Origin of the sequence: Thioalkalivibrio sp. ALE25 (assembly GCF_000377285.1) — a bacterium.
Classification (GTDB): Bacteria; Pseudomonadota; Gammaproteobacteria; order Ectothiorhodospirales; family Ectothiorhodospiraceae; genus Thioalkalivibrio.
Genome location: NZ_KB897928.1, coordinates 41,515 through 65,006 on the forward strand (window position 1 = coordinate 41,515; position 23,492 = coordinate 65,006).

The 23,492-nt window shown below is 60.6% G+C and carries 16 protein-coding genes and 1 pseudogene; 15 read left to right on the top strand and 2 right to left on the bottom strand.

Annotation, left to right across the window (positions count from 1 at the left end):
• The first annotated feature begins 327 nt into the window (after positions 1 to 327).
• The 4 genes and pseudogenes from C996_RS0104225 to C996_RS0104235 all read left to right on the top strand — a co-directional run bounded on the left by C996_RS0104225 (position 328) and on the right by C996_RS0104235 (position 2,233).
• Positions 328 to 1,029 carry a YajG family lipoprotein gene (locus tag C996_RS0104225; protein ID WP_026279198.1) on the top strand — a complete coding sequence of 234 codons (702 nt, stop codon included), beginning with the start codon at positions 328 to 330 and terminating at the stop codon, positions 1,027 to 1,029.
• Positions 1,030 to 1,168: 139 nt separating this feature from the next.
• Positions 1,169 to 1,516 carry a hypothetical protein gene (locus tag C996_RS0104230; protein WP_018866211.1) on the top strand — a complete coding sequence of 116 codons (348 nt, stop codon included), beginning with the start codon at positions 1,169 to 1,171 and terminating at the stop codon, positions 1,514 to 1,516.
• A 99-nt stretch (positions 1,517 to 1,615) separates the two neighbouring features.
• Positions 1,616 to 1,684, top strand: a pseudogene (locus C996_RS14805) (zinc-ribbon domain-containing protein); the annotation flags it as partial.
• A 93-nt stretch (positions 1,685 to 1,777) separates the two neighbouring features.
• Positions 1,778 to 2,233: an RDD family protein gene (locus C996_RS0104235; RefSeq protein ID WP_018866212.1), complete on the top strand. Its 456-nt coding sequence runs from the start codon at positions 1,778 to 1,780 to the stop codon at positions 2,231 to 2,233.
• 203 nt (positions 2,234 to 2,436) lie between these two features.
• On the opposite strand, the gene C996_RS0104240 is transcribed toward C996_RS0104235, so the two are convergent.
• Positions 2,437 to 3,405 carry a sensor domain-containing diguanylate cyclase gene (locus C996_RS0104240; RefSeq protein WP_018866213.1) on the bottom strand — a complete coding sequence of 323 codons (969 nt, stop codon included), beginning with the start codon at positions 3,403 to 3,405 and terminating at the stop codon, positions 2,437 to 2,439.
• Positions 3,406 to 3,462: 57 nt separating this feature from the next.
• Complete coding sequence (locus C996_RS0104245; protein WP_018866214.1) at positions 3,463 to 5,271, bottom strand: AAA family ATPase; 1,809 nt, start codon at positions 5,269 to 5,271, stop codon at positions 3,463 to 3,465.
• Positions 5,272 to 5,945: 674 nt separating this feature from the next.
• Here C996_RS0104245 and C996_RS0104255 point away from each other — a divergent pair.
• The 11 genes from C996_RS0104255 (at position 5,946) to C996_RS0104310 (ending at position 23,233) form a co-directional block, all read left to right on the top strand.
• Positions 5,946 to 6,797: a zinc ribbon domain-containing protein gene (locus C996_RS0104255; RefSeq protein WP_018866216.1), complete on the top strand. Its 852-nt coding sequence runs from the start codon at positions 5,946 to 5,948 to the stop codon at positions 6,795 to 6,797.
• Positions 6,798 to 6,960: 163 nt separating this feature from the next.
• Positions 6,961 to 9,099, top strand: a complete 2,139-nt coding sequence (locus C996_RS0104260) for an AAA family ATPase (RefSeq protein WP_018866217.1) — start codon at positions 6,961 to 6,963, stop codon at positions 9,097 to 9,099.
• A gap of 95 nt (positions 9,100 to 9,194) precedes the next feature.
• Entirely contained in the window at positions 9,195 to 9,425 is a 231-nt protein-coding gene (locus C996_RS0104265; protein ID WP_018866218.1) for a hypothetical protein, read from the top strand.
• 419 nt (positions 9,426 to 9,844) lie between these two features.
• The gene (locus C996_RS0104270) at positions 9,845 to 11,104 is read left to right on the top strand and encodes a hypothetical protein (protein WP_018866219.1); all 1,260 of its coding nucleotides are present in this window, start codon (positions 9,845 to 9,847) and stop codon (positions 11,102 to 11,104) included.
• A gap of 47 nt (positions 11,105 to 11,151) precedes the next feature.
• Complete coding sequence (locus C996_RS0104275; protein WP_018866220.1) at positions 11,152 to 12,078, top strand: HNH endonuclease; 927 nt, start codon at positions 11,152 to 11,154, stop codon at positions 12,076 to 12,078.
• A gap of 86 nt (positions 12,079 to 12,164) precedes the next feature.
• The gene (locus C996_RS0104280; RefSeq protein WP_018866221.1) at positions 12,165 to 14,612 is read left to right on the top strand and encodes a type I restriction-modification system subunit M; all 2,448 of its coding nucleotides are present in this window, start codon (positions 12,165 to 12,167) and stop codon (positions 14,610 to 14,612) included.
• Positions 14,605 to 15,951: a restriction endonuclease subunit S gene (locus tag C996_RS0104285; RefSeq protein WP_018866222.1), complete on the top strand. Its 1,347-nt coding sequence runs from the start codon at positions 14,605 to 14,607 to the stop codon at positions 15,949 to 15,951. The genes C996_RS0104280 and C996_RS0104285 overlap by 8 nt, the downstream gene beginning before the upstream one ends.
• Entirely contained in the window at positions 15,948 to 18,533 is a 2,586-nt protein-coding gene (locus C996_RS14525) for an AAA family ATPase (protein ID WP_038035632.1), read from the top strand. The genes C996_RS0104285 and C996_RS14525 overlap by 4 nt, the downstream gene beginning before the upstream one ends.
• Positions 18,530 to 21,610, top strand: a complete 3,081-nt coding sequence (locus C996_RS0104300) for a type I restriction endonuclease subunit R (RefSeq protein ID WP_018866225.1) — start codon at positions 18,530 to 18,532, stop codon at positions 21,608 to 21,610. The genes C996_RS14525 and C996_RS0104300 overlap by 4 nt, the downstream gene beginning before the upstream one ends.
• Positions 21,600 to 22,328 carry a M48 family metallopeptidase gene (locus C996_RS0104305; RefSeq protein WP_026279199.1) on the top strand — a complete coding sequence of 243 codons (729 nt, stop codon included), beginning with the start codon at positions 21,600 to 21,602 and terminating at the stop codon, positions 22,326 to 22,328. Before C996_RS0104300 ends, C996_RS0104305 begins: the two co-directional genes overlap by 11 nt.
• Positions 22,329 to 22,435: 107 nt before the next feature.
• Positions 22,436 to 23,233, top strand: a complete 798-nt coding sequence (locus C996_RS0104310) for an HTH domain-containing protein (protein WP_018866227.1) — start codon at positions 22,436 to 22,438, stop codon at positions 23,231 to 23,233.
• Positions 23,234 to 23,492: the final 259 nt, after the last annotated feature.

A 23,492-nucleotide genomic window follows, 5' to 3' on the forward strand; every position in this document is an offset into this window, starting at 1 on the left:
TAGGCGACGCCACCACGGAGCTTCCGGAGGCGTTTCGAGCTGAGGTGCAGGGCCGCTACAGGGAGATCCTGGCAGCGATCGCGGGAGACCTTCGTTGTATGCAGTGCCAGGCGTTGGTGGCGTCCCCGTGGGTGGAGGAAGAGGGCAGAGCCCAGGATGGTGCATTCACCGTCTCGACCACACGCGTTTGTTGCGAACGCGGTCATGACCTTTTCCGCGAAGACGCGGCGATCGAAATCCATCGTGGAGCCAGCGCGCCTGTTTGATCCGGCGCGATGCATACGCCAACCCGCGGGCGCGGCCCGCGCAACTCGAAAAGGAGACAGGGTGATCATCGGACGACTGGCAGGGTTGGTGTTGGGCGGGCTACTTCTGGCCGGGTGTACGACTACACCGGTCACGTTGGATCCGGCCTCGAGCCGCGATGCGGCTGTGGCCGGCGAGGCAAATGTGGAGATGGGGTCTGTTACCGACCGTCGCCAGCACGGCGCGAACTGGCTGGGGGCCATTCGGGGCGGTTTCGGGAATCCATTGCAGACGCTCGAGACCGAGGAGCCGGTATCCGAGGTGGTCCGCGAACAGTTCATCACGGGGCTGGAACAGCGCGGCATGCTGGCGCAGGAAGGCGAGGGGGAGTTCATTCTCGAGGTTGATATCGAGCAACTGGATTCGAACCAAGTGATGCGGCGCGAGGCGCATTCGAGACTCGATGTCACCCTGATCGAACCGGGCTCGGGCCAGATTGCCTACGAGAATTCGGTTCGCTCGAGCAACGTCGAGGGCGGTGCCGGGGGCGGCGTGTTTGCATCCATCGAGAAGCTGGAAGAGATCCTGACGCGGACCCTCTGGGAGACCATCGACGAGGCCCTGGACGACCGACGACTGCACCAGACCATTGCCGAAGGACCAGCGGAGGCTCAGGTATCCAGCGAGCTGGAGGCGGATATCGAGGCGCTTCGAAGGCTTCGAGACCGCGGTGTGATTACGGAAGAGGAGTACCGCGAGCGCGTACTTCAGTTGGTGGACTAATGGTGATGAGCCGTTGCAAACCGAGGGGGCTTGCGGGGCGCCGCCTTGATGAGAAGGTCGCTGAGTCGGCCATGAACGCGCTCGCGAGCCTATGACTTCAGGTCCACGGTTCACACTCGAAGCAGGGGGTTGGTACGCGATGGAATTGCTGGGTGAGGAATTCGGTCCATCACTTCGCACGTACTCCCCCGTGAAAGTGTTCGGTGTGCGGCTATCCAACGACGGCTCCAGGCGCTTTGGCCTGGACTTCTTCCACGCGAACTATCCCTGCGGCGTGCAGCATAAGAACTATACGATCCAAACCATCGAACGAAACCGCTTCTTCTTGCTTGGAAGCGTAGAGGGCTCAGGCGTATCGCAATTGATTCTGCTGTCCCCCATTTCTGCGGCCTGGTTGAGTGAGCATTTCCAGATCGAGGTGCCGCATGGCGAGGATGTTGGGCGTTTCCTCGAGCGGAAGCAGGCCTCAAAGGGCATTGCTTCGTGAAGGTATCCCTCTTTCCAGATATCCCCTCTCGGCAATTGGTTGGCATACCCCGCCTTCATCGGTAGGAATCCTGCGTACGGACGACACGGAGAGTCGAACATGGAAGGTTTTTGTACACAGTGTGGTGCGTCGCTTGCCGAGGGCGCACGGTTTTGTGGGAAGTGCGGAGCAGCGCGATCCATGGACACGACCTCGGGAAACCTCAGGCCGGCGGTGCCAGTTCAAGGTGGGTCAGGAGCGCGGGGGCAGGAAGAATGGCCAGTGACCGACCCTCTTAGCGATCCGCGATACGCGGGTTTCTGGTATCGCGTGCTCGCATGGGTGATCGACTACGTCCTCTCCTTGATCGTGACGCTGTTCATCGTCCTACCCATCGGGTTCCTGTACGGGATCATGATGATGGAGTCTGCGACCGGGCCGGAGATCGAGGCGGGTGCGGAAGGGCTCGGGCACATTCTCGGCATCGTGATCGCGTGGCTGTACTGGACGGTTTTCGAGTCCTCCGGCTGGCAGGCGACCCCCGGGAAACGGATGCTGGGGCTCCGCGTGACGGACGCCGAAGGCAACCGGATTGGCTTTGGCCGAGCGAATGCCCGCTACTGGTCTAAGATCCTGTCGGCACTGATCCTGTTTATCGGCTTCCTGATGGTGGCCTTCACCCGTCGCAAGCAGGGCCTGCACGACCTGATCGCCTCAACGCTTGTGCTGCGCCGCTGAATCCCGCCGCCTCGATACGCTCCGTTCATCGAGCCGCACAGCATGGCCTGCGCCGTGCGACCGGTTTGGTCGCACCAATGCCCTAGGGTGGGCGTGAGCTCTTCACGCATCGCCACCTTAAGGAGGCGTTTCTGCTGAAGTTGGCCCAAGCCCATGGGTGTCCTTGGCAGTGCTGGCTGTACCAGTCGCGCCGGCGCTACATGTTAGCGCTCACCTAGCCGTAGTCGGTTTCGACCTGAACGTTTCGCTGTGGATAGAGCGTCGTCAGCCCGACGAAGAAGTTCCTCAAACCCTTCGTGTTCGAGCAGAGTCGCGGCTCCGATCGATACGGTCATCCTGTGCCCGTGATTCATCCCGGGAACGTCGAGGGTTGGTATTGCCTCGACGACGCGCGCACCGAGCTGTTCAGCGCCCACCTGATCGGTTTCCGGCAGGAGTACCACGAATTCTTCGCCGCCAATGCGCCCGATGAAGTCTGTATCGCGCAACAGGCTGGCACACCCCTGTGTGAACTGGCGCAGGGCCTCGTCCCCTTGGGCGTGACCGTACTGAGTGTTAATCGTCTTGAAGTGATCGATGTCCAGGACGAGTAGCGAAAGGGGACGGTGGTGGCGATGAGCCCGTTCGATTTCATGCTCAGCGTGCTCGAAGAGGGCCCTCCGATTGGCGATGCCGGTCAGAGGATCGCTGTAGGCGGCCTCGCGCCAGTACCGCTCGAGTTGTTTGCGCGGTGTGATGTTGATGGCGACCCAAAGCACCACCGGCTTTGGGTGGTTGTAGCTGGGAAGCGGCATGGCTCGGCCCTCGAACCACTGCTCGGCTTGGTGATGATCGCAATCCCGAACGGCTGGAGGCAGCAACGACACATCGGCCACCCGGAGTTGATACTCCAGCGTCTGCACCTCACCAGTGCGGAGGGCTTCCCTCACGTGGGTGAGGCAGTCCTCTGCGACTGCTGGAGGAAGAGCGTCCGAGAGCGTATGGCCTTCCAGTGACTTGCCGTTCGCGTACATGGCCTCGTTGGCCCCGCCGAGAACCTTGATGTAGAGGCCGTCCTCGTCAAGCACGAATGAGATGTCGGGGAGGGCTTTCAGCAGCGTGAGGAGTTGATCCCGTTCCGCTTGCAAGGCGGCAATGGTGGCAGCTTGCGTTGAATCTTGAATGTCATCCATGTGGTGTGCTCCTGCCCCTGTGCCGTCTGTGTTACGTCGTGTTTGAGGTGGGTTTGGTCAGGCGAATCCCGCACGTCGTGTGCTCGCACCGGGCTTGATCCGATGCTCGGCGATCAGGGCATTGGCAAGTGACTGCAATGTGAGGCCCTCGCGTGACGTGCTCCGGCGCGATTGGCTTCGCACCACCGTCGCGAAGTCGCCAGGGGTGAGGCCGTCGAGCTGGCGTACGATGGCGTGAGCGGTATCGTGTGCGGCACGGTCGGCTGCATCGGTCGGTTGCAGTCGCGTGACAAGTTGATCGAAGAGTTGCGCGCGCTGTTGTTGATCCAGTGGGCGCAATTCCAGCTTGTGATCGAAGCGGCGCAGGGCGGCAGGGTCCAGGGCTTCCAGAAAATTGGTGGCGCACACGAGGATGCCGTCGAAGGCCTCGATCTGGACCAGGAGTTCGTTGGTTTTTGTCATCTCCCAGGTCTGGCGGGCCTGGGACCGATCCGTGAGGAAGCTGTCGGCCTCGTCCAGTAACAATACGGCGCCTTCCTTCCGCGTTTCGCGAAAAGCCTGGGCCAGGTTCTTCTCGGTCATCCCCACGTATGGCGAGATGAGTTCCGAGGCAGTGCGCTTGCGCAGGGGACGGTCGGCCTGTTCGGCAAGATGATGAGCCAGCGCTGTCTTGCCTGTACCTGGAGGGCCATACGCGAGCAGGGTGCCTTGCCCACCAGCGACGAGGTCCTGGATGACCGCCTCGATCGGCGTGTCGGTATTGAGGTATTCCAGACCGTAATTCAGTGCATCCAGCCCGCGAGGCGTGGTCAATGGCGGACGACCCTGAAACTCGGCCTGTTGGTTCAGGTGATTCGCCATGATCGATTCCGGCGTATCCGGGCTATTACGCAGGAGCCGCGCCACTCGGGCCGCACGGCGGATCTCGGCGGGGGTCAGGGCTTCGGTCCCGGCTATGTGATCTAGCCAGGCCTCGGTCACGTCGAGATCTTCGCAGGCGTGCGCGAGGAGTGCGCGTCGGACCGAGCGTGGTGGGTGCCCTACCTCGAGGGCGTAGTCGAAACGGCGCAGGTAGGCTGGGTCCAGTTGATCCCAATGGTTGGTGATCCAGATCGCCGGAACGGGATTATCCTCCAGCATCTGGTTGGTCCAGGCCTTCCCGCGGTTTTGCGAGCGGGGGTGGCCACCAAACCGCGCCGTGCCTGAATTGACCTCGAACACATCCTCGATTTCGTCGAAGACGATTAGGGCATCCTTGGCCCGGCGCAGCAGGTACTGGCAGAGCTGGTAGGCTCGTTGCCGATGGCTGGGTTCCATGGGGCTGCCGTGGGCGTCTTCATGGTTCACCTCCCGTGCGTGGAGCTCGGCTTCATGGGCGACACGCCGCGCGATCTGGGTCTTCCCAGTGCCCGGGGGGCCATACAACAAGATGTTGACACCCTGAACGCCATCCCCGGCAGCCTGGAGGAGTAGCGTCTTGATTCGTGCGATGTCGGGTTCGAGGTGCGCCAGGGCAAGTTGATTCTCCTCGGGATCGGGCGCGTCACGGAAAAAGCCCGCAAAGATGCTGTCCGGGGAATCCAGGGTTCCGAGCAGTTGGGAGGCGAGGCTGTCTAGCAAGTCGAACCCGAGATCGCGCCCGTTGGATGAGGACACCGTGACAAGACCGGAACGGACCAGGGTTGCGCCGTGCGAGAGCGCATCCTGGATCTCACGGGTGGCCCGGTTCAGGGCAAGCGCGACGATTTCTGCCGAGGCCAGATCGCAGGATTCGCGAACTTCGGATAACAGCTTTTCAAAGCTGTAGTGGGACGTGTAGAGGGTGAGAAACTCCAGGATTTCGCATTCTGTTTCGTGCAGGCCCAAGGGTTCAGCAAGGATCCGGATGTTGCGCGCGATTGAACGGTCTTGGAGCCCCGAGTCATCGCCCTCGATTGCATGAAGTCGTTCCTGAACGGCTCGCTCCAAGGCCAGATGATCATCCTCGTCTTCTTCGTCGAGGTGTATGCCAAGCCCTTTCAGCTCGCCTCTGTTTGCCCATGAAGTCAGGTTGTCACTCGCATCCCGAGGCAGGGCCGTCGCAAGGATCCGCAGGCTCCAAAGCGTTCTCATGTTTCGCACGTCGTCCGACGGGGACGGACGGCTGGATCGCATGCTGTGTCTGCGCGGTCGACGACGAAGGTTCAAGGGCATTGGGCACTCCTGGGTTCAGGGAGCCTCAGCTTCACAGAGGGGTGCGACAAAAGTTGACGCCAAGATGGCGCGCTCGAGTCACTCGCTGTTGCGGGTCATATGAACCCGCTGACGGCCGATGCGGAGCATCTACCGCTCAACGCTCGCTTGCAGGTCCTGGGGCGCCGTTCGGCCTCGGGCTGGCGCGTGACACTCCAGGGTGAAGTGAAGTACCTCGGATCTGGAGAGCATGGTCTCGAGTTAAACCGGATCGTGCTCGATTAGCCTCCAGCCGGACACGCGACAAATACCGTCGCGCCGCTACGGAAGAATGATCCCTCCAGCCGGCAATACAGGGAGGGCCGATTATGCGAGTGGTACGGAGAATTCGAGGGGAGCATCGCGTTCAGTTCGAGACCAGTGAGAACCTGGACCCGGAAAGGCTGCTGGCGCAGCTCATGGACAAGTATCCGGAGCACGACCTGAGCTTCGTCGACGACCCCTTCGAACCGGGTAGCAAGGCGATCCGGATCGCGCACCCCAACGATCCGAAGGCTCAGGAGCCCAAACCGGTCGGCGCGGGGGCACCCTCGGCCGAGTCGCAGACAATCCAGGCCGGCGCGGAACCGAGAGCGTCCGAGGCGGCGCGTGCCCCTGAGGAGGCAAGCGCATCGGAGGCCGCCTCGGATACCAAGGCCTGTCCATATTGTGGAGAGACGGTCCGTGCGGTCGCGATCAAGTGCAAGCACTGCGGGTCGGATCTGACGTCCACCGGGGCACCTGAAACCGGGGAGTCGCGTGCGGTGCGGACATCCCCTGACCTCGGCATCTTCCTGCTGGGCGTTCCGATCCTGGCGATCGTGCTGATCTGGGGTTGGGTGGGGAACATGAATCTGCTGCAGTCCCCAGAGACGACCCTTATGGGTATCGGCCTCGGCACGTTGTTGATCACCGCAGTACTGGCTTCGGTGGAAGCTGCCAGCGCCGGTATGCAGACAAATCGCCAGAAGGGGAGCTATGGGCCGACCGCCTGGTTCTTCCTGGTTCTGATGTTGTGGGTGGTGTGCTATCCGGCCTATCTCTACAAGCGTCGCCATTACGGGTTTGCCAATCTGCTCATACCCGGTTTGGTGATCGCAGCGGTGTATCTCGGGAGCTGGCTACTGATGGATGCCGCGATCGCTGACGCTCGCGCTGGCCTGCAGAACCCTTTCCAATAGGACCTTCTCAATCACTGTCGATGGAATGGCCCGGGCTTCGAAAGGACCCCGGGCTTTTTTGCGTCGGCTGCCTCCGTATTGCGGGCAGCAAGAATCATCAGGCGACGAAAACCGTCGCCTCCGTGGCGGATACTGATGCTCCAGATTGACCAGGAGATCCATCATGCCGCGCACCGGACGCATGCGTTCCCGCAGATTTCATTCCCAGTCCCGACCGCTGCGCGGTGAAGCGTTGCTGTGGGCCCTGCGCCTGTGGGTCGCGGCGCGACGGCGCGACCATGGCGATTGGCTGCTCCAGGAGCTTCAGCCGGAAACGCTGACGGACCTTGGGATCGACCCCTCCATGGATCCCGACATGGAGGACTTCGATGAGGCGCTGGAACCGGAACGGATCGACGCGGCGCTGGAGCAGCAGCTCGAGCGCGTAAGCCGGCATCCCCCGAGGCCCCAGCGTCAGCGCTTCGCTACCAATATCCGGATGCTGGGTGATCGCCTGGGGCTGACCGATTGCGAGCAGCAGGTGCTGCTCTTCCTCGTCCTTCACGAGATCGATACCGACCTGTCCAGCATGGTGGCCATTGCTCGCAAGGCGGTCGCCATGAGCAGCACTGAGGTGATGGCCGTAGCGCTCGATTGCCCGGAGCAGGATGTACGTGTGGCGCTCTCGGCGGATGGCACGTTGATCCGATCGGGGCTCATTCAGCCCAATGTCCGGATGGGCATGGACACCGCGCACATGGAGTACGAACTGCTGCGCGGCATCGGCCTGGAGCTGGACGCACCCGACGCGTCGCCCGATGCGATCTTTCGGACGTATTTTCGACCTTCGCCGGCACCTCAGGTCGGCATGCTGCCGATGACCCATCTGCAGGAGGAGCGTGCGCGCGTCGCGGCGCTTCTCCGTCAGGCATCCCGGCAGGGCGCCGCGGGGATCAATATCCTGATTCACGGTGAGCCGGGTACGGGCAAGACACAGTTTGCGCGCTCCGCAGCGGCGGAGGCGGGCCTCACGGCGGTAGAGGTCAACTTTGAAGACGAGAGCGGTGACCCGCTGGAGCCGCGCAGTCGCCAGCGGGCCTATCAGTTGTGCCAGCACGTGGTGGCGCGCGCCCCCGGTCATGCCGTCCTGTTTGATGAGATCGAGGACGTGTTCGACGCCCGTAACGGCTGGATGCGCGTCGGCAGCCGTGGCGACCGCCCGGGTGGCAAGGCCTGGACCAACCAGATGCTCGAGGCCAACGCAACGCCCGCGATCTGGATCACCAACCATGTCGGGCAGATCGATCGCGCCTATCTCCGTCGGTTCGACTACACCCTGGAGCTGCGCCAGCCCCCTCGCTCGGTGCGCCGATCACTGCTCGAACATACCCGGGGCGACTTGCCCGTCTCGGACGCCTGGATCGAGCGGGCCTCACAGATCGAAGGGCTGACCCCGGCCGAAGTGCAGAGCGCCTTCCGCGTGGCGCGCCTCCTACATGCCGAGGATCCGCAGTTAGGGCTCGAATCGTTCCTGGACGAGCAGCTTGCGCGTCAGGCGCATCTGCAACAGCGCCGGCCACCGGTTCGGCGGCGCGGATCCGATCTGCTGCGCTACGACCTGAGCATGCTCAACACGGATCAGGCGATCGAGCCGGTCGTGCAGCATCTGGCGGCTGCGGGGGAGGGGAGTCTTTTGTTGCATGGTGTACCGGGGACCGGCAAGACGGCTTTGGCAACCCATCTGGCCGAGCAGGCCGACCGGCCCCTGATCCAGCGCCCGGCTTCGGCCCTGTTGTCGCCCTATGTCGGCATGACCGAAAAGAACATCGCCCGGCTCTTCCGCACGGCCGAGGACGAGGGCGCTGTGGTGCTGATCGACGAAGCCGACAGCCTCGTCGGGAACCGGGAGACCGCTCGCGCACGCTGGGAGGTCAGCCAGACCAACGAAATCCTTGTCCAGATCGAGCAGTTCCACGGCATTGTTATCTGCGCCACCAACTTCCTTGGCGCGATTGATTCCGCCGCCCTGCGCCGCTTCGACTACAAGCTCGAACTGCGAGCACTAGATGCCGAGCAGCGAAAAACGATGTTCAGCGAACTGCTCCGCTCATTGGGCCTGGATCCGTCGGAGGTGTCCGCTGGGCAACGCCACGTTCTTTCCGGCCTCGACAATCTGACCCCGGGGGACTTGGCTACCGTTGCGAGACGGTTTCAGACGCGGCCGAACCGCCAACATGTGGATGTCGGTACCATCTTGGACGCTGTGCTTTCCGAGCACGCACTGAAGCCCGGTGTGGCGAAGCGTCGAGCGGGCTTCGCGTAAGATGCCTTCCATCCAGTCGGTGCGAAGTCACGAGTGCGCAGAATCCGGGGCGCGTGAAGCTGGGCGTATGTGCTGCGACACGAAGGAGAAGACGGATGCTTCATAGACTGCGGGAGCGCCTGACGGGTCAAGACAGGGGAGCCCCACTCGGGCAGATCGTTCTGTGGGAGGTGATCGCATATGGCGCCGTTGCCGCGATACTCATGGGCGCGGTTTATGGCGTCACATGTCTGTTTGCCTTTCTGGGTTTCATGGACGAATGCGTGTCTTTGTTTGCCGTAATGGAGGGGTTCCTGGGCTGGTTGTCGCGATTGTCGGGCGGATGAATGTGGCCTGTACGGAGCCCGGCCAGCGACAGAAGTTGGATACAGGCGACGGCGCCCAAGTCACCCCATGATTGGTGGGTGCGTGCTCGTGGAAAGCTTCCCTCACGTGTCGTCTGTCGGTGTATGTTCCTCAACCAGCTTCGAGCACTGAAACCACTTAGGTTTTTCGATAGCTGTACACGAGACTCAGTGTGGCGGGAGGTTCGCCTGGCGGCTGCCGCGGCTGATATGGTGCCTCTGCGACATGGTTGGGCCTGGGGTAGGGGGGCTGTATCCAGTTAGCCGGGGGTGATGGAGAGGAAGAGGCCGTTGGCGCATGGGGTCTGGTCTTGATTTCGCTTTCATGAGGGCACCGAAATCGATAGGGAAGGCGGTGGCTTCAGGCTCTGATCAAGAGACAAAAAAGAACAGGGGGAGTCATGGGGGATTGGAGGAAGATAGGGGCCCTGGCGTGTGATGCAATCTATCTCGCTTCGTTTTGGTTGGCGATCGCACATCATCACTGGTGGGCATATGTGACGCTGGCCGGTGTCCTTCTGGGGCTGCGAAGCTTTGTTCGAGTTGTCCGCGAGGATGAGATCCAGGTCCGTTGGTTCGGGTACCCGTTGGTGGTGATCTTGCCGTTTTACTGGACCTGGAGTCTCTACCGAGTAGACCAGGGAACTGGACGGGAACTTGTTCAAATCGTTAGGGACCGCGGACAGCGGTCGTCCCATAAGAAGGCTGCCGTGTCGATCGGGCTTCTAGTGCTTCTAGGGCTTTCGGCCACCAACCTCTTAGGGCAACACCTTGTCGACCCGGTCATGCATGCGGCCGACGAGAAGGCCGATCAGTACCTGACGACTGCTTTGATTAATGCGACGGCGGCCTACGGCAGCGCTCGCGCTCTCGATCGAGTGATCTCCATGGTCACGGAGACGACCGTGAGCGGCGGGGTCGGTGTAGCGGGTGCGTCGATGAAGCCAGGCATGCGGCTAAAGCCCCTGCAAGACCTCCTGGAGCGATTCTCCGAGGTGATGTTGTGGGCTATCGCGGCCCTGGTTCTCCAACATTTTCTCGTGGAGGTGGTGCCTCTGATTGCAGTTCCAGTGCTGCTGTCGGTGGCGGCCGTGCTCCTTATGATCGCGACGATTACAACGGGTCCCACCTCCGCACGGTTTGTCGCCTTGACGAAGCTGGTGATCGGTCTTTGGATCTTTTTGCGCGTTCTTCTCCCGCTGGGTCTCGCTGTTGTCGCCGTTATCTCCGGAGCTGTCCTCGAAGACCGGCAGGACAGAGAATTGCAGGAGGTGGCGGGATCCGTCGAGGAGCTCGAGGAGGTTGAGGGCGCAGCAGAAGACGGTGGCGTCATCGCTCGAGCGCGGGCGATTTGGGATTCGGCAGGGGAGATTATCGGCAACACCGTCGAGTTCTCGGAGAGGATGATTGGCTCGTTTATCCAGTTGTTGGTGGTGTTCCTCCTGCAATCAGTACTCGTCCCGATCGCGGTTCTTCTGTTGCTTTGGAAAGGCTGGAAAATCGTGGTTAGTGATCCGCATGCACAAGCGACAGCCTCAGGCATAGCTGAGTCCTCGAGATCGCTGGAAGCGGAACGGCAAAAGTTCATTGACCGTGCGAATGGTAAGACAGAGGCGGATGCGGATGTGCCATCCGAAAGCCCGACACCCAACGGCCGTTAGGCCGGCTGAGTTTAAGGCGCGTGAAGTTGGTGGCAAGGAGGAAGCGCATGAACATCTGGGTGGCGGTAACGGACATGGATTGGTTCCAGAAGCTTCGGTCGCGGCAGCCGGAGGAGGTGAATTTCTGGCAGCCAGGCGGGGGGCGCCGTATTCGCAGGCTGCAGCCGGGCGATCTGTTTCTGTTCAAGCTGCACAGCCCTTACAACGCTATTGCCGGGGGCGGATTCTTCGTGCGCAGCACCTCGTTGCCGGTACGACTTGCCTGGGAGGCATTCGGGCCGATGAATGGCGTGGATTCTCTGTCCGAGTTCCGGACGAGGATCGCCCACTATCGACGAAAAGAAACGGCCGGGACCACGGAGATCGGCTGCAATATCCTGGCGCATCCGTTTTTCTTCGAGGAATACGACTGGATCCCGCAACCCGGGAGCTGGAGCAAGAACATCGTTACGGCGAAGACGTACGACGGCACTGAGGGCGAGGGGGCCGAGTTCTACCAGCAGGTTGCCATGCGGGTGAGCAATCACGAGTTATTGCCCCCGGGTGGACATGTGCAGGAGGGTGGCGATGACCGATGGGGGCGCGCGTTTCTGGCTCGTGCCCGTCTTGGGCAGGGGGCATTCCGGGTGCTGGTCACCGATGCCTACGACCGGCGTTGTGCCGTCACGGGCGAGCGCACGCTGCCCACGCTCGAGGCGGCACATATCAGGCCCTATGCCGAGCATGGCCCGCACCAGGTGTCGAACGGTCTGCTTCTGCGCTCAGACTGGCATCGACTGTTTGATGATGGCTATGTAACCGTGACGCCCGATCACCACATTGAGGTGAGCCCGCGCATTCGCGAGGAATACGAGAACGGGCGGGAGTACTACCGACATCACGGCGAGCGCCTGGCACGCGTGCCGGAAACGGTCTGGCAGCGTCCGGACCCGGAGTTTATCCGTTGGCACAACGAACAGGTGTACCGCGGCTGAGGGCGCGGCTCTGGTCCGTGTCCACGCGCAATGCCGCAAGTCAATGAATACCCACGACTGACCGTCGAAGGAAACAGAATCCGACCATGGCCCTGAAGAAATCCCAGCTCTATTCGTCCCTGTGGCAGTCCTGCAACGAGCTTCGCGGTGGCATGGATGCCTCGCAGTACAAGGATTACGTGCTGACGCTGCTGTTCATGAAGTACGTCAGCGACAAGAAGGACTCGCTCATCGACGTCCCTGAGGGCGGAAGCTTCGCCGACATGGTGGCGCTCAAGGGCGACAAGGAGATCGGCGACAAGATCAACAAGATCATCGGCCGGCTCGCCGAGGCCAACGACCTCAAGGGCGTCATCGACCAGGCGGATTTCAACGACGAGACCAAGCTCGGTTCCGGCAAGGACATGCAGGACCGGCTGTCCAAGCTGGTGGCGACCTTCGATCAGCTCGACCTAGGCGCCAACCGCGCCGACGGCGACGACCTGCTGGGTGACGCCTACGAATACCTGATGCGCCACTTCGCCACTGAGTCCGGCAAGAGCAAGGGCCAGTTCTACACGCCGGGCGAAGTCTCGCGGGTGATCGCCCAGGTGGTGGGCATCGGCCCGGACACCCGTCAGGACGAGACCCTGTATGACCCGACCTGTGGGTCCGGATCGCTGCTGCTGCGCGCCGCCTACGAGGCCCCGCAGGGCCTGAGCATCTACGGCCAGGAAAACGACAACGCCACCTGGGCGCTGGCCCGGATGAACATGATCCTGCACGACTACCCCACGGCCGAGCTGTGGCGGGACAACACCCTCTCGCGCCCCTATTTCAAGAACGCTGACGGCAGCCTCAAGACCTTCGACTACGCCGTGGCCAATCCGCCATTCTCCGCCAAGTCCTGGACCAACGGCCTGGACCCGGCCAACGACGAGTTCGGCCGCTTCGAGTACGGCATCCCGCCGGCCAAGAACGGCGACTACGCCTTTCTGCTGCATCTCATCAAGTCGCTCAAGTCCACCGGCAAGGGCGCCATCATCCTGCCCCACGGCGTGCTTTTCCGCGGCCACAAGGAGGCTGATATCCGCCGCAACCTGATCCGGCGCGGCCTGATCAAGGGCATCATCGGCCTGCCGGCCAACCTGTTCTACGGCACCGGCATCCCCGCCTGCATCCTGGTCATCGACAAGGAACACGCCGCCGACCGCGAGCACATCTTCATGATCGACGCCAGCCGCGAGTTCATGAAGGACGGCAACAAGAACCGCTTGCGCTCCCGCGACATCCACAAGATCGTGGACGTGTTCAACCACCAGCGCGAGCTGCCCGGCTATGCCCGCCGCGTGCCGCTGACCGAGATCGCCTCGGATGCCAACGACTACAACCTCAACATCCCGCGCTACATCGACGCCGGCGAGGCGGAGGACCGGCACGACCTCTACGCCCACCTGAACGGCGGCACGCCTAAGCGCGACGTGGACGCGCTCGAGCCCTACTGGTCCGTACTGCCCGGCCTGCGCGAGGCGCTGTTTCAAGACAACGGCCGGCCCGGCTACCTTGAACCCCGGGTCGACGCCCGCGAAGTCAAGGCCACCGTGCTGGGCCACGCCACCTTCACGGCCTTCGCCGAGCGCGTGGCCGGCGTCACCGACGACTGGCAGGCGGCGCATCGCCCGGACCTATACGCCCTGCAAGCGGGCGACAAGCCGCGCGACGTGATCCACGGCCTGTCCGAGGACCTGCTGCAACGCTTCACCGATGTGCCCCTGCTCGACCGCTACGCCGTCTACCAGCGCCTGATGGACTACTGGGCGGATGTCATGCAGGACGATGTCTACCTCATCGCCGCCGAGGGCTGGGTCGAGGCGGCCCGGCCCCGGGGCGTGATCGAGAACAAGGAGCGCAAGCTCAAGGAAGAGCCCGACCTGACTATCGGCAGCGGCAAGAAGGCGAAGAAATACAAGCTCGACCTGATCCCACCCGCGTTGGTCATTGCCCGCTACTTTGCCGACGAACAGGCCCGGCTCGACACCCTCCAGGCAGAGCTCGAGACCGCCAGCCGCGAGCTGGAGGAATTCATCGAGGAACAGGACGGCGAGGAAGACCCCTTGAGCGAGGTCAAGAACGACAAGGGCAAGGTCACCAAGACCGAGATCCCCAAGCGCCTCAAGGCCCTCAAGGGCGAGCCGGAGGCGGACGACGAAATCGCCGCCCTCAAGCAGTGCAAGAAACTCATGGACAACGAGGCCGCCGCCAAGAAGGCCGTCAAGGAAGCCCAGACCGAACTTGACCAGGCCGTACTGGCCCGCTACGCCGAGCTCACCGAGGACGAGATCAAGCAGCTCGCCGTGGACGACAAATGGCTGGCCGACATCCGCGCCGCCATCGAATCCGAAGTCGAGCGCATCACCAACCAGCTCGCCGGTCGCGTGCGCGAACTGGAAGAGCGCTACGCCGAACCCCTGCCAAGCATCGAGCGCGAGGTGGAAGCACTGACCACCCGAGTCACCGGCCACCTGGAAAAGATGGGGGTGCGGGTCGATGGCTGAGCGCAGCGAGGCGGTGGAGGAGCAGGCCGTGCGGGATGGGTCGGCCGTCTATTCGGTGGAGCCCGATATCGCGACTGCTGAGGACTTACCGCCCGGGTATAAGCGGACCGAGGTGGGGGTGATTCCGGAGGATTGGAGGGTAGAGGCACTCGCCTACTTTGTTAGTGCCCTTCACGCAGGGGTGAGCGTCAACTCAAGCACATCGGATCAACCGATAGATGACGTACCCTCAGTATTGAAGACATCATGCATCCAGGCTGGCATCTTCTCTCCAGATCAAGCAAAGCCAATTACGCCCAAGGACCGCAGTCGGGCGAAGCTGAGTCCTAAGGCTGAAACAATACTGATCAGCCGTATGAACACACCAAACTTGGTTGGTGAGTCTGGGTTCGTTGGAAAAGACTACGATCACTTGTTTTTGCCAGATCGGATCTGGATGACCATATTCAGACAAACTGTTAGGTTCTCGCCTAGGTGGCTTGCCTATATTCTGAGTAGCCCTGAATATCGGAAGTACCTAAAAGAGATTGCCACTGGCACAAGTGGAAGCATGAAGAACATTGCAAAAGGCAGCCTGCTCAATCTAAAGGTCCCCTGTCCTGTAGAGAAGGAGCAACGCGCCATCGCCACCGCCCTGTCGGACGCGGATGCGCTGATCGAATCCCTCGACCGCCTGATCGCCAAAAAGCGCGCCATCAAACAGGCCGCCATGCAACAACTCCTCACCGGCCAGACCCGCCTACCCGGCTTCACCGGCGAGTGGGAGACGAAGCGGTTGGGGGATATTTCAACTATAGCGATGGGCCGTACACCCAGTCGGAACAACACCGCCTTTTGGGGCCGTGGTCACGTCTGGCTCTCGATCGCAGATCTGCACGGTAAGGTGGTAAAGGAATCTAAGGAGCAGATCACGGATCTAGCAGCGGCCGGGATGACGCCTATTCCGGAGGGCACTTTGCTGATGAGCTTTAAGCTCTCAATTGGTCGCCTGTGCTTTGCTGGTTGTGATTTGTTTACCAACGAAGCGATATGCAGCTTTACCGATCTTCAAGCTGATGAAGAATTTATTTACTACGCACTTAGTAGAACCGACTTTTCACTCTACGGAAAGCAAGCGGTAAAAGGTTACACGCTCAATAGCGAGTCACTGAAGCTAGTGGAAGTTTTTCTGCCGCCGGAAGATGAACAAACCGCCATCGCCACCGTCCTCTCCGATATGGATACCGAAATCGAGGCCCTGGAACGCCGTCGCGACAAGGCCCGCCAGATCAAGCAGGGCATGATGCAACAGCTCCTCACCGGGCGGGTGCGCTTAGTTAAACCAGGGAAAGCAGCATGACAGACGTTACCCAGGAAATTGTCGATTGGCTCCGCGCAAGGCCGGATTGGCTTCAGGCGGCTGCCGAGCGGTTATTGGCCTCTGGCAACCTGAGCGACGGCGACATTCAGGGAATCGCGCAATATTTGACAACAGAAGACGGACGAAGGGTTTCAACACATAGAACGTTCGACGGCCTTGGCGGGGGGAATTCTAGCGTCGACGAATTACGGTTGGTGTCAATCGGGGACATTCAAGGTATCGAGAATCTCGCACCCCGAGTTCCCATTTCCTTCGGCCAGGGAAATCTAGTAGTCGTGTACGGCCACAATGGGTCCGGCAAAAGCGGTTATACGCGAATTCTGAAGCGGGCCTGCGGTCATCCACGGGCCGCGGAGCTGAGGCCAAATATCTTCCAGCAGCCGCCGCGCAGCCAACAGTGCAACATTACGTACAGCGTCGCAGGTAGTGAACAGACCGTCGCCTGGTCGGCGGATGGGGCTGGCGTTGACACATTGCGCACGGTGGACATTTTCGACTCAGAAGCAGCTTCGTACTACCTGACCAGCGAGACGGAGACATCCTATGTGCCACCCCAAATCGCATTGTTTGAGCGACTGGCCTCGGCATGCGAACGGGTTAAGACATGCCTGAAGAGTGACCAAGAGAGTCTGAAGAGCAGCTTGCCAACACTGCCATCAAAATACGAGCAAAGCCCGAGCGGCAAGGCATATCGCTTATTGAAATCCGCCATGGCGCAAGGCGAGATCGAGCGGCTAACGCAATGGACAGATGACAATGAAAAGTCGCTGAGCCAGCTCGAAGAGCGTCTCAAGACGGCTGACCCGGCTTCGCACGCGCAAAAGGCTCGGCGCACGAAGAGTCAGGTCGATCAGCTTATCCAGCAATTGGAATCGACCGCTTCTGGCTGTAGCGCTGAGCGTGTAAAGGCCGTTCGGCAAGCTCGCGAACATGCCGCCTCGAAGCGGCGGGCTGCAAGTGAGGCAGCACAGATCGATTCCGCTGAACTCAAGGGGATCGGCTCCGAAACGTGGATCGCATTATGGGAGGCGGCTCGTGCGTATTCGCAAAGTGCCTACCCGGAACAGGAGTTTCCAGTAACGGATGACGGGAGCCGCTGCGTTTTGTGTCATCAAACGCTTGAACCCGATGCGCAGCAACGCCTGCGTGACTTTGAGGTTTTTGTTCAGGGCACAGTGGAAGACGAGGCCAAGAAGGCCGAGTTGGCATACAAAAAGGCGCTGGATGAGTTGCCGCAAAGCTTGACTAAAGATTCGATTCGAACTCGTTGCGAAGCGGCCGATTTGCATGAAGAAGGCTGGGTGGAACGGCTTGAGAAGTTCTGGGAGGAGGCAGAACGAGCCACGCAATGTCTGCTCCACGAAGAGCGAGATAGCGAAGCGCGCCCGGTTGCATGGCCCGAGCAGTTGCTGAAGATGCTCACGGAGCGTGCTGAATCCCTTGAACAGCGAGCTCTTCAATACGATGCAGATGCGAAACACTTTGACCGCAAGCAAGCTGAGCAGGACCGCCTTAACCTGGAAGCAAAACGCTGGGTGGCGCAACAGGCAGATGCCGTCAAAGCGGAAGTGGCGCGACTGAATCAGGTAGCCAAATACGACGAGTGGGCGCGACAGGCGAATCCGCGCGGTATTTCTCTCAAAGCTGGTGAACTTGCGGAGAAAGCCATTTCGCAAGCGTATTTGACTCGTTTCCGTGACGAGTTGAAGCGACTCGGAGCGGCACATATCAAGGTCGAGGTCGTTAAAACCCGGACGAAGCAGGGCACAGCGCTTCATCGGGTTGCGCTGAAAGATGCCACTTGGCCGAAAGCTTCGCCCGATATGGTCTTGAGCGAGGGAGAACGTCGCATTATCTCCCTGGCAGCGTTCCTTGCGGACGTTGGTGAAAAGCCGCACCCAGCACCCTTCATTTTCGATGACCCCATCTCCTCTCTAGATCAAGAGTTCGAGTGGTACGTTGCCTTGCGGCTCGCACAACTAGGTAAAGAGCGGCAAGTCCTAGTGTTTACGCACCGGCTTTCGCTATATGGGGCGGCAGAAGGGGCTGCGAAGAAGGTCGGCGACGACTGGAAGAATAAAAATCTGGAGCGACGATGTATTGAGTCGTTTAGCGGAACCACCGGCCACTCCGCTGATGAAAGTGCCTGGAGCGCCAAGACGAAAACCGCAAACACCAACCTGTTGCACAGACTTGATGAAGCGAAAAAGGCAGGTGAAACGGGTGGAGGGGATGCTTATCGGCGTCATGCCCAAGGGATCTGCACGGATTTTCGCAAACTCCTGGAGCGGACGATTGAGGACGACCTCCTCTATGAGATCGTCAAGCGTAACCGACGGAGTGTTCAGACTGACAACAGGCTCAAATGGCTGCCTAGAATAACTGGCGAGGACTGTCAGTTCGTCGACGGCTTGATGACCAAGTACTCGGCGTTCGAGCACAGCCAGTCGCCGGAAACGCCGGTCCGGATTCCGGATGAAGCCGAACTTAGAGAAGACATCGAGTCGTTGAGAGTATGGCGAGAGGAGTTCAAAAAGCGGCCCGCCGAGGAGATGATATGAGCACCGTCGGCCAACGGGAACGTCTCACCCAGCAGCAGGTGCTGCGCTTCTTCCGGGACGAGCTGGATTATCGCTATCTGGGCGACTGGAAGGACCGGGCGGGCAACCGCAATATCGAGGAAGATCTGCTGCGAGACTGGCTGGCGCGACAGGGCCACGAGGAGCGCGTGATCAATCGCGCCCTGCGCGAGCTGGACCAGGCGGCGGCGATTGCCGGTAGCAAGACCCTCTATGACGCCAATCGCGCCGTCTACGAGAAGCTGCGTTACGGGGTACACGTCAAGCCATCGGTGCAGGAGCAGACGGTCACGGTCTGGCTGATCGACTGGGCCAATCCCGAGAACAACGACTTTGCCGTGGCCGAGGAGGTCACGGTGGACGGGGCCAATACCAAGCGCCCGGACGTGGTGCTGTACGTCAACGGCATCGCCCTGGGCGTGCTGGAGCTTAAGCGCTCCACCGTGGCGGTGGCCGAGGGTATCCGGCAGAACCTGGATAACCAGAAGCAGGATTTTATCCGGCCGTTCTTTTCCACGGTGCAACTGGTGATGGCGGGTAACCCGACCGAGGGCTTGCGATACGGCGTGATCGAGACGCCGGAGAAGCACTGGCTGCAGTGGAAAGAAGACTCGGTGAACGAGGATCTACTGCTGCGCGGCCTGGAACAGGTCTGCCGCAAGGATCGGCTGCTCGAGATCATCCACGACTTCATCGTGTTCGATGCGGGTACCAAGAAGACGTGCCGGCACAATCAGTATTTCGGCATTCGCGCGGCGCAGGAGTTTGTGCGCCGGCGCGAGGGCGGGATCATCTGGCACACCCAGGGGAGCGGCAAGTCTCTCACCATGGTCTGGCTGGCCAAGTGGATTCGGGAGAACGTAACCGATGCCCGGGTACTGGTGATCACGGACCGTACGGAGCTGGATGAGCAGATCGAGAAGGTGTTCAAGGGGGTCGACGAGCAGATCCATCGGACCCGCAGCGGCGCGGATCTGATCCGAGTGCTCGGGAGCAGCGAGGAATGGCTGATCGGCTCGCTTGTGCACAAGTTCGGTAGCTCGGAAGAAGGCGATGTCGACGAGTTCGTCCGCGACCTGAAGGGGCAACTGCCCAAGGGTTTCAGGGTGCCGGGGAATCTCTTCGTATTCGTCGACGAATGCCATCGCACCCAGTCGGGCAAGCTGCACGAGGCGATGAAGGCGCTTCTGCCCGATGCCACGCTGCTTGGCTTCACCGGAACCCCACTCTTGCAGAAGGACAAGCGCAAGAGCATCGAGATCTTCGGCCCCTATATCCATACCTACAAGTACGATCAGGCCGTGAGTGATGGTGTGGTGCTGGATCTGCGCTACGAAGCCCGGGACATCGACCAGCAGCTTACAAACCAGCAGAAGGTGGATGAATGGTTCGAGCTGAAGACCAAGGGGCTGAATGACTACGCCCGTGCCCAGCTCAAAAAGCGCTGGGGCACGATGCAGAAGGTGCTGAGCTCGCGCGATCGGTTGGAGAAGATCGTGGCCGACATCTTGTGGGACATGGCGACACGCGACCGGTTGCTCAGCGGTCATGGCAACGCGATGCTGGTAGCGGGCAGCATCTACTCGGCCTGTCGGCTCTACGAGATGTTTCAGAACACCGAGCTGAAGGGCAAGTGCGCGATCGTGACCTCCTATGCCCCGTCGACCGCGGACATCAAGGGCGAAGCGACCGGGGAGGGTGAGACGGATAAGCTCCATCAGTACGAGATCTACCGTCAGATGCTGGCCGCGCACTTTGACGAGTCGCCAGAGACTGCGATGGGGAAGGTGGAGACCTTCGAGAAGGAGGTCAAGAAGCGGTTTATCGACGAGCCAGGGCAGATGAAGCTGCTGATCGTGGTGGACAAGCTGCTCACGGGGTTTGATGCACCGCCCGCAACCTACCTGTACATCGACAAGAACATGCGGGATCACGGCCTGTTCCAGGCGATCTGCCGGGTGAACCGGTTGCATACGGAGGACAAGGAAGTCGGCTATATCATCGACTACAAGGACCTGTTCAGGTCGCTGGAGCAGTCGATCCAGGATTACACCGGTAGAGCCTTTGATGCGTTCGATTCGGAGGATGTCGAGGGTCTGCTGGAAGACCGGCTGACCAAGGCGCGTGAGCGCCTCGATGAGACGCGCGAGGCCATCCACGCGCTTTGCGAGGCCGTGGAGCCACCGCGCGACAGTGCGGCGTATCGCCGCTATTTCGTGGGCACGAGTGACGATCCCGACACGCAGAAGGACAACGAGCATAAGCGGGTGGCGTTGTACAAGCATGTCAGTGCGTTCCTGCGGGCGTACGCGAACCTGGCCAACGAGATGGGGCCTGCGGGCTACAGCGATGCCGAGGCGGCCGAGATCAAGGCCGAGGTGGAGCATTACGAGAAGGTGCGCGAGGAGGTGAAGCTCGCCAGTGGCGACTACATCGACATGAAGCTCTATGAACCGGCCATGCGGCATCTTCTGGACAGCTATGTCCGGGCGGAGGATAGCGAGAAGCTTTCAGAGTTCGATGACATGACCCTCGTGGAGCTGATTATCGACCGGGGAGAGGAAGCGGTTGATGCTTTGCCTGAATCGATAAAAAGCGACCCGGAGGCCATGGCGGAAACGATCGAGAACAATGTCCGGCGCCTGATCATCGATGAGATGGCGGTTAACCCGAAGTACTACGAGCGGATGTCCGAGCTCCTCGATGCGCTCATCGAGCAACGGCGGAAAGAGGCTCTCGAATACCGGGAATACCTTGAGAAGGTCATCGAACTCACCCGTCAGGCGGCCGGGGGCAAGGGAAGGTCAACCTACCCCTCGGGTCTCGAGACACCGGCCCAAAGGGCGTTGTACGACAACCTGGGACAGGATGAGACTCTGGCACTGCGGCTGGACGAACGCGTGCGCAATGTGAAGAAAGCGGACTGGCGGGGCAATACGTTCCGTGAGCGGGAAGTCCAACGGGCCGTTCGGGCAGTATTGGAAGAGCAGGTCCGTGAGATCGGAGAGTACGATGTCGACGAAGTTATGAAGATGGTGAAGGCACAGAGTGAGTACTGAGCTACGGCAAATCGACGTGGGCGGATTGGCCGTAGAGGTCCATCGCAAGTCGATCCGAAATCTTCACGTCGGGGTGTACCCACCGGAAGGCCGGGTGCGGGTGGCTGCGCCGGCGCACATGGACGAGGAGGCCATCCGGTTGGCAGTGGTGTCGCGACTGGCCTGGATCCGCCGTCAGCAGCGAATGTTTCAGGCCCAGCCGCGGGAGTCGGGCCGCGAGATGGTGACAGGCGAGAGCCACTACTTCCGCGGTCAGCGTTATCGGCTGAACGTTACTGAACAAAGGGGGGCAACCGGCGTTCGTCTCGTGAGGAATCACACGATGGAACTCACCGCCCCCCCAGGAAGCGATCTAGAGGCCCGGCAGCGCCTCCTCCAGCGCTGGTACCGAGAACAGCTCCGTCAGCGAATCCACGAACTTCTCCCCGGGTGGCAAAGCGTCGTGGGCGAAGAAGTCGCCGAATGTCGCATCAAGCAGATGAAGACGAAGTGGGGTAGCTGCAACATCGAGGCCCGGCGAATCTGGTTGAATCTGGACCTAATCAGGAAACCTGAGCCTTGCCTTGAATACATCCTGGTACACGAGTTGGTGCACCTGCTGGAGCGACAGCATAACGATCGCTTCCGGACTCTCATGGACCGCTTCCTGCCGGACTGGCGGTTACGCAGAGATCAGCTCAACCAGTCGCCGCTCGCCCATCAGGGCTGGGATTACTGAGGGGTTCAAGTCCCGAAATCGGAGGCCGGCCTCTCGGGCACCATGTCGTGGGCGAGCCTCTCGCGAACGTTTTCCCGTCACGGCGGGACCTAACTTTGAGGTATGGAATGACGGATTTGACGTGGCGCAAGGCCATCGAGCGAGTGCTGAGCGACGCGGGTGGCGCGATGCACTACACCGACATCGCCGAGCAGATCGTGGCAGACGGACTCCGGAAAAACGTGGGCGCAACGCCTCCTGCGACCGTCAACGCGAACATTTCAAGTTCGATCAGCAAGGAAGGAGATAGGTCACCATTTCGAAAGGTGGATCGCGGCGTATACATGCTCAAGGATGACGGTCCTGCTGCTGCGTCGAAGGCGAAGGCTGGAGCCAAGCCCGATGCCAAAGACCCCGACGGGGAAAGTGAAGAGCAATATGATGTCGTTTCCTCCTTCGGGATGTTCTGGCGTCGCGACTTCGTTGTTTGGAGCGGGACACCCAAGATTCTTGGTATCCAGCAGATAGGGTCTGAGCCGGTCGACTTCTGTGGGCAGCTCGGTATTTATCTGCTCTATGACGGTCGCGAAGTGGTCTATGTGGGACGCTCGGTTGATCGGCCACTTGGTCGACGCCTTTATGAGCACACGCTCGACCGTCTTTCGACCCGCTGGGATCGATTCTCCTGGTTCGGCGTTCTGCCGGTTTCAGACAAAGGAGCCTTGCAGGACCAGCCTGAGGCATACGGAGCCGGAAAAATCGTCCCTGCGTTAGAGGCCATACTGATTGAGGCCTTGGAGCCTCGGCAGAACCGCAAGCGGGGCGATGACCTATCCGCGGTCGAGTATCTGCAGCAAGAAGATCCTCAGGTCGAGAAGCGGAAAGCGCAGCAGGTGCTCGACAAGCTGGCGAGCAATTTCAAGTAGTTTGAACACCAAAAAATCTATTCGCCCTCTACATACGCTTGGTGCTTAGGGTCCCCATTCTGCTATCCGGTGGTCCAAGCCGTTTGCACCATCGATGATGCTCTGGAGTACTTGAGATCCGGAGACTTGTTCTTTCATTTCGGCAATATGCAGGTTGAGGTGTCGTAGGAAGGGCTAAAAGGGTTGGTACTTGCGTTCTCGGGTTCTCGGGTTCTCGGGTTCTCGGGTTCTCGGGTTCTCGGGATATAAGGATATCGAG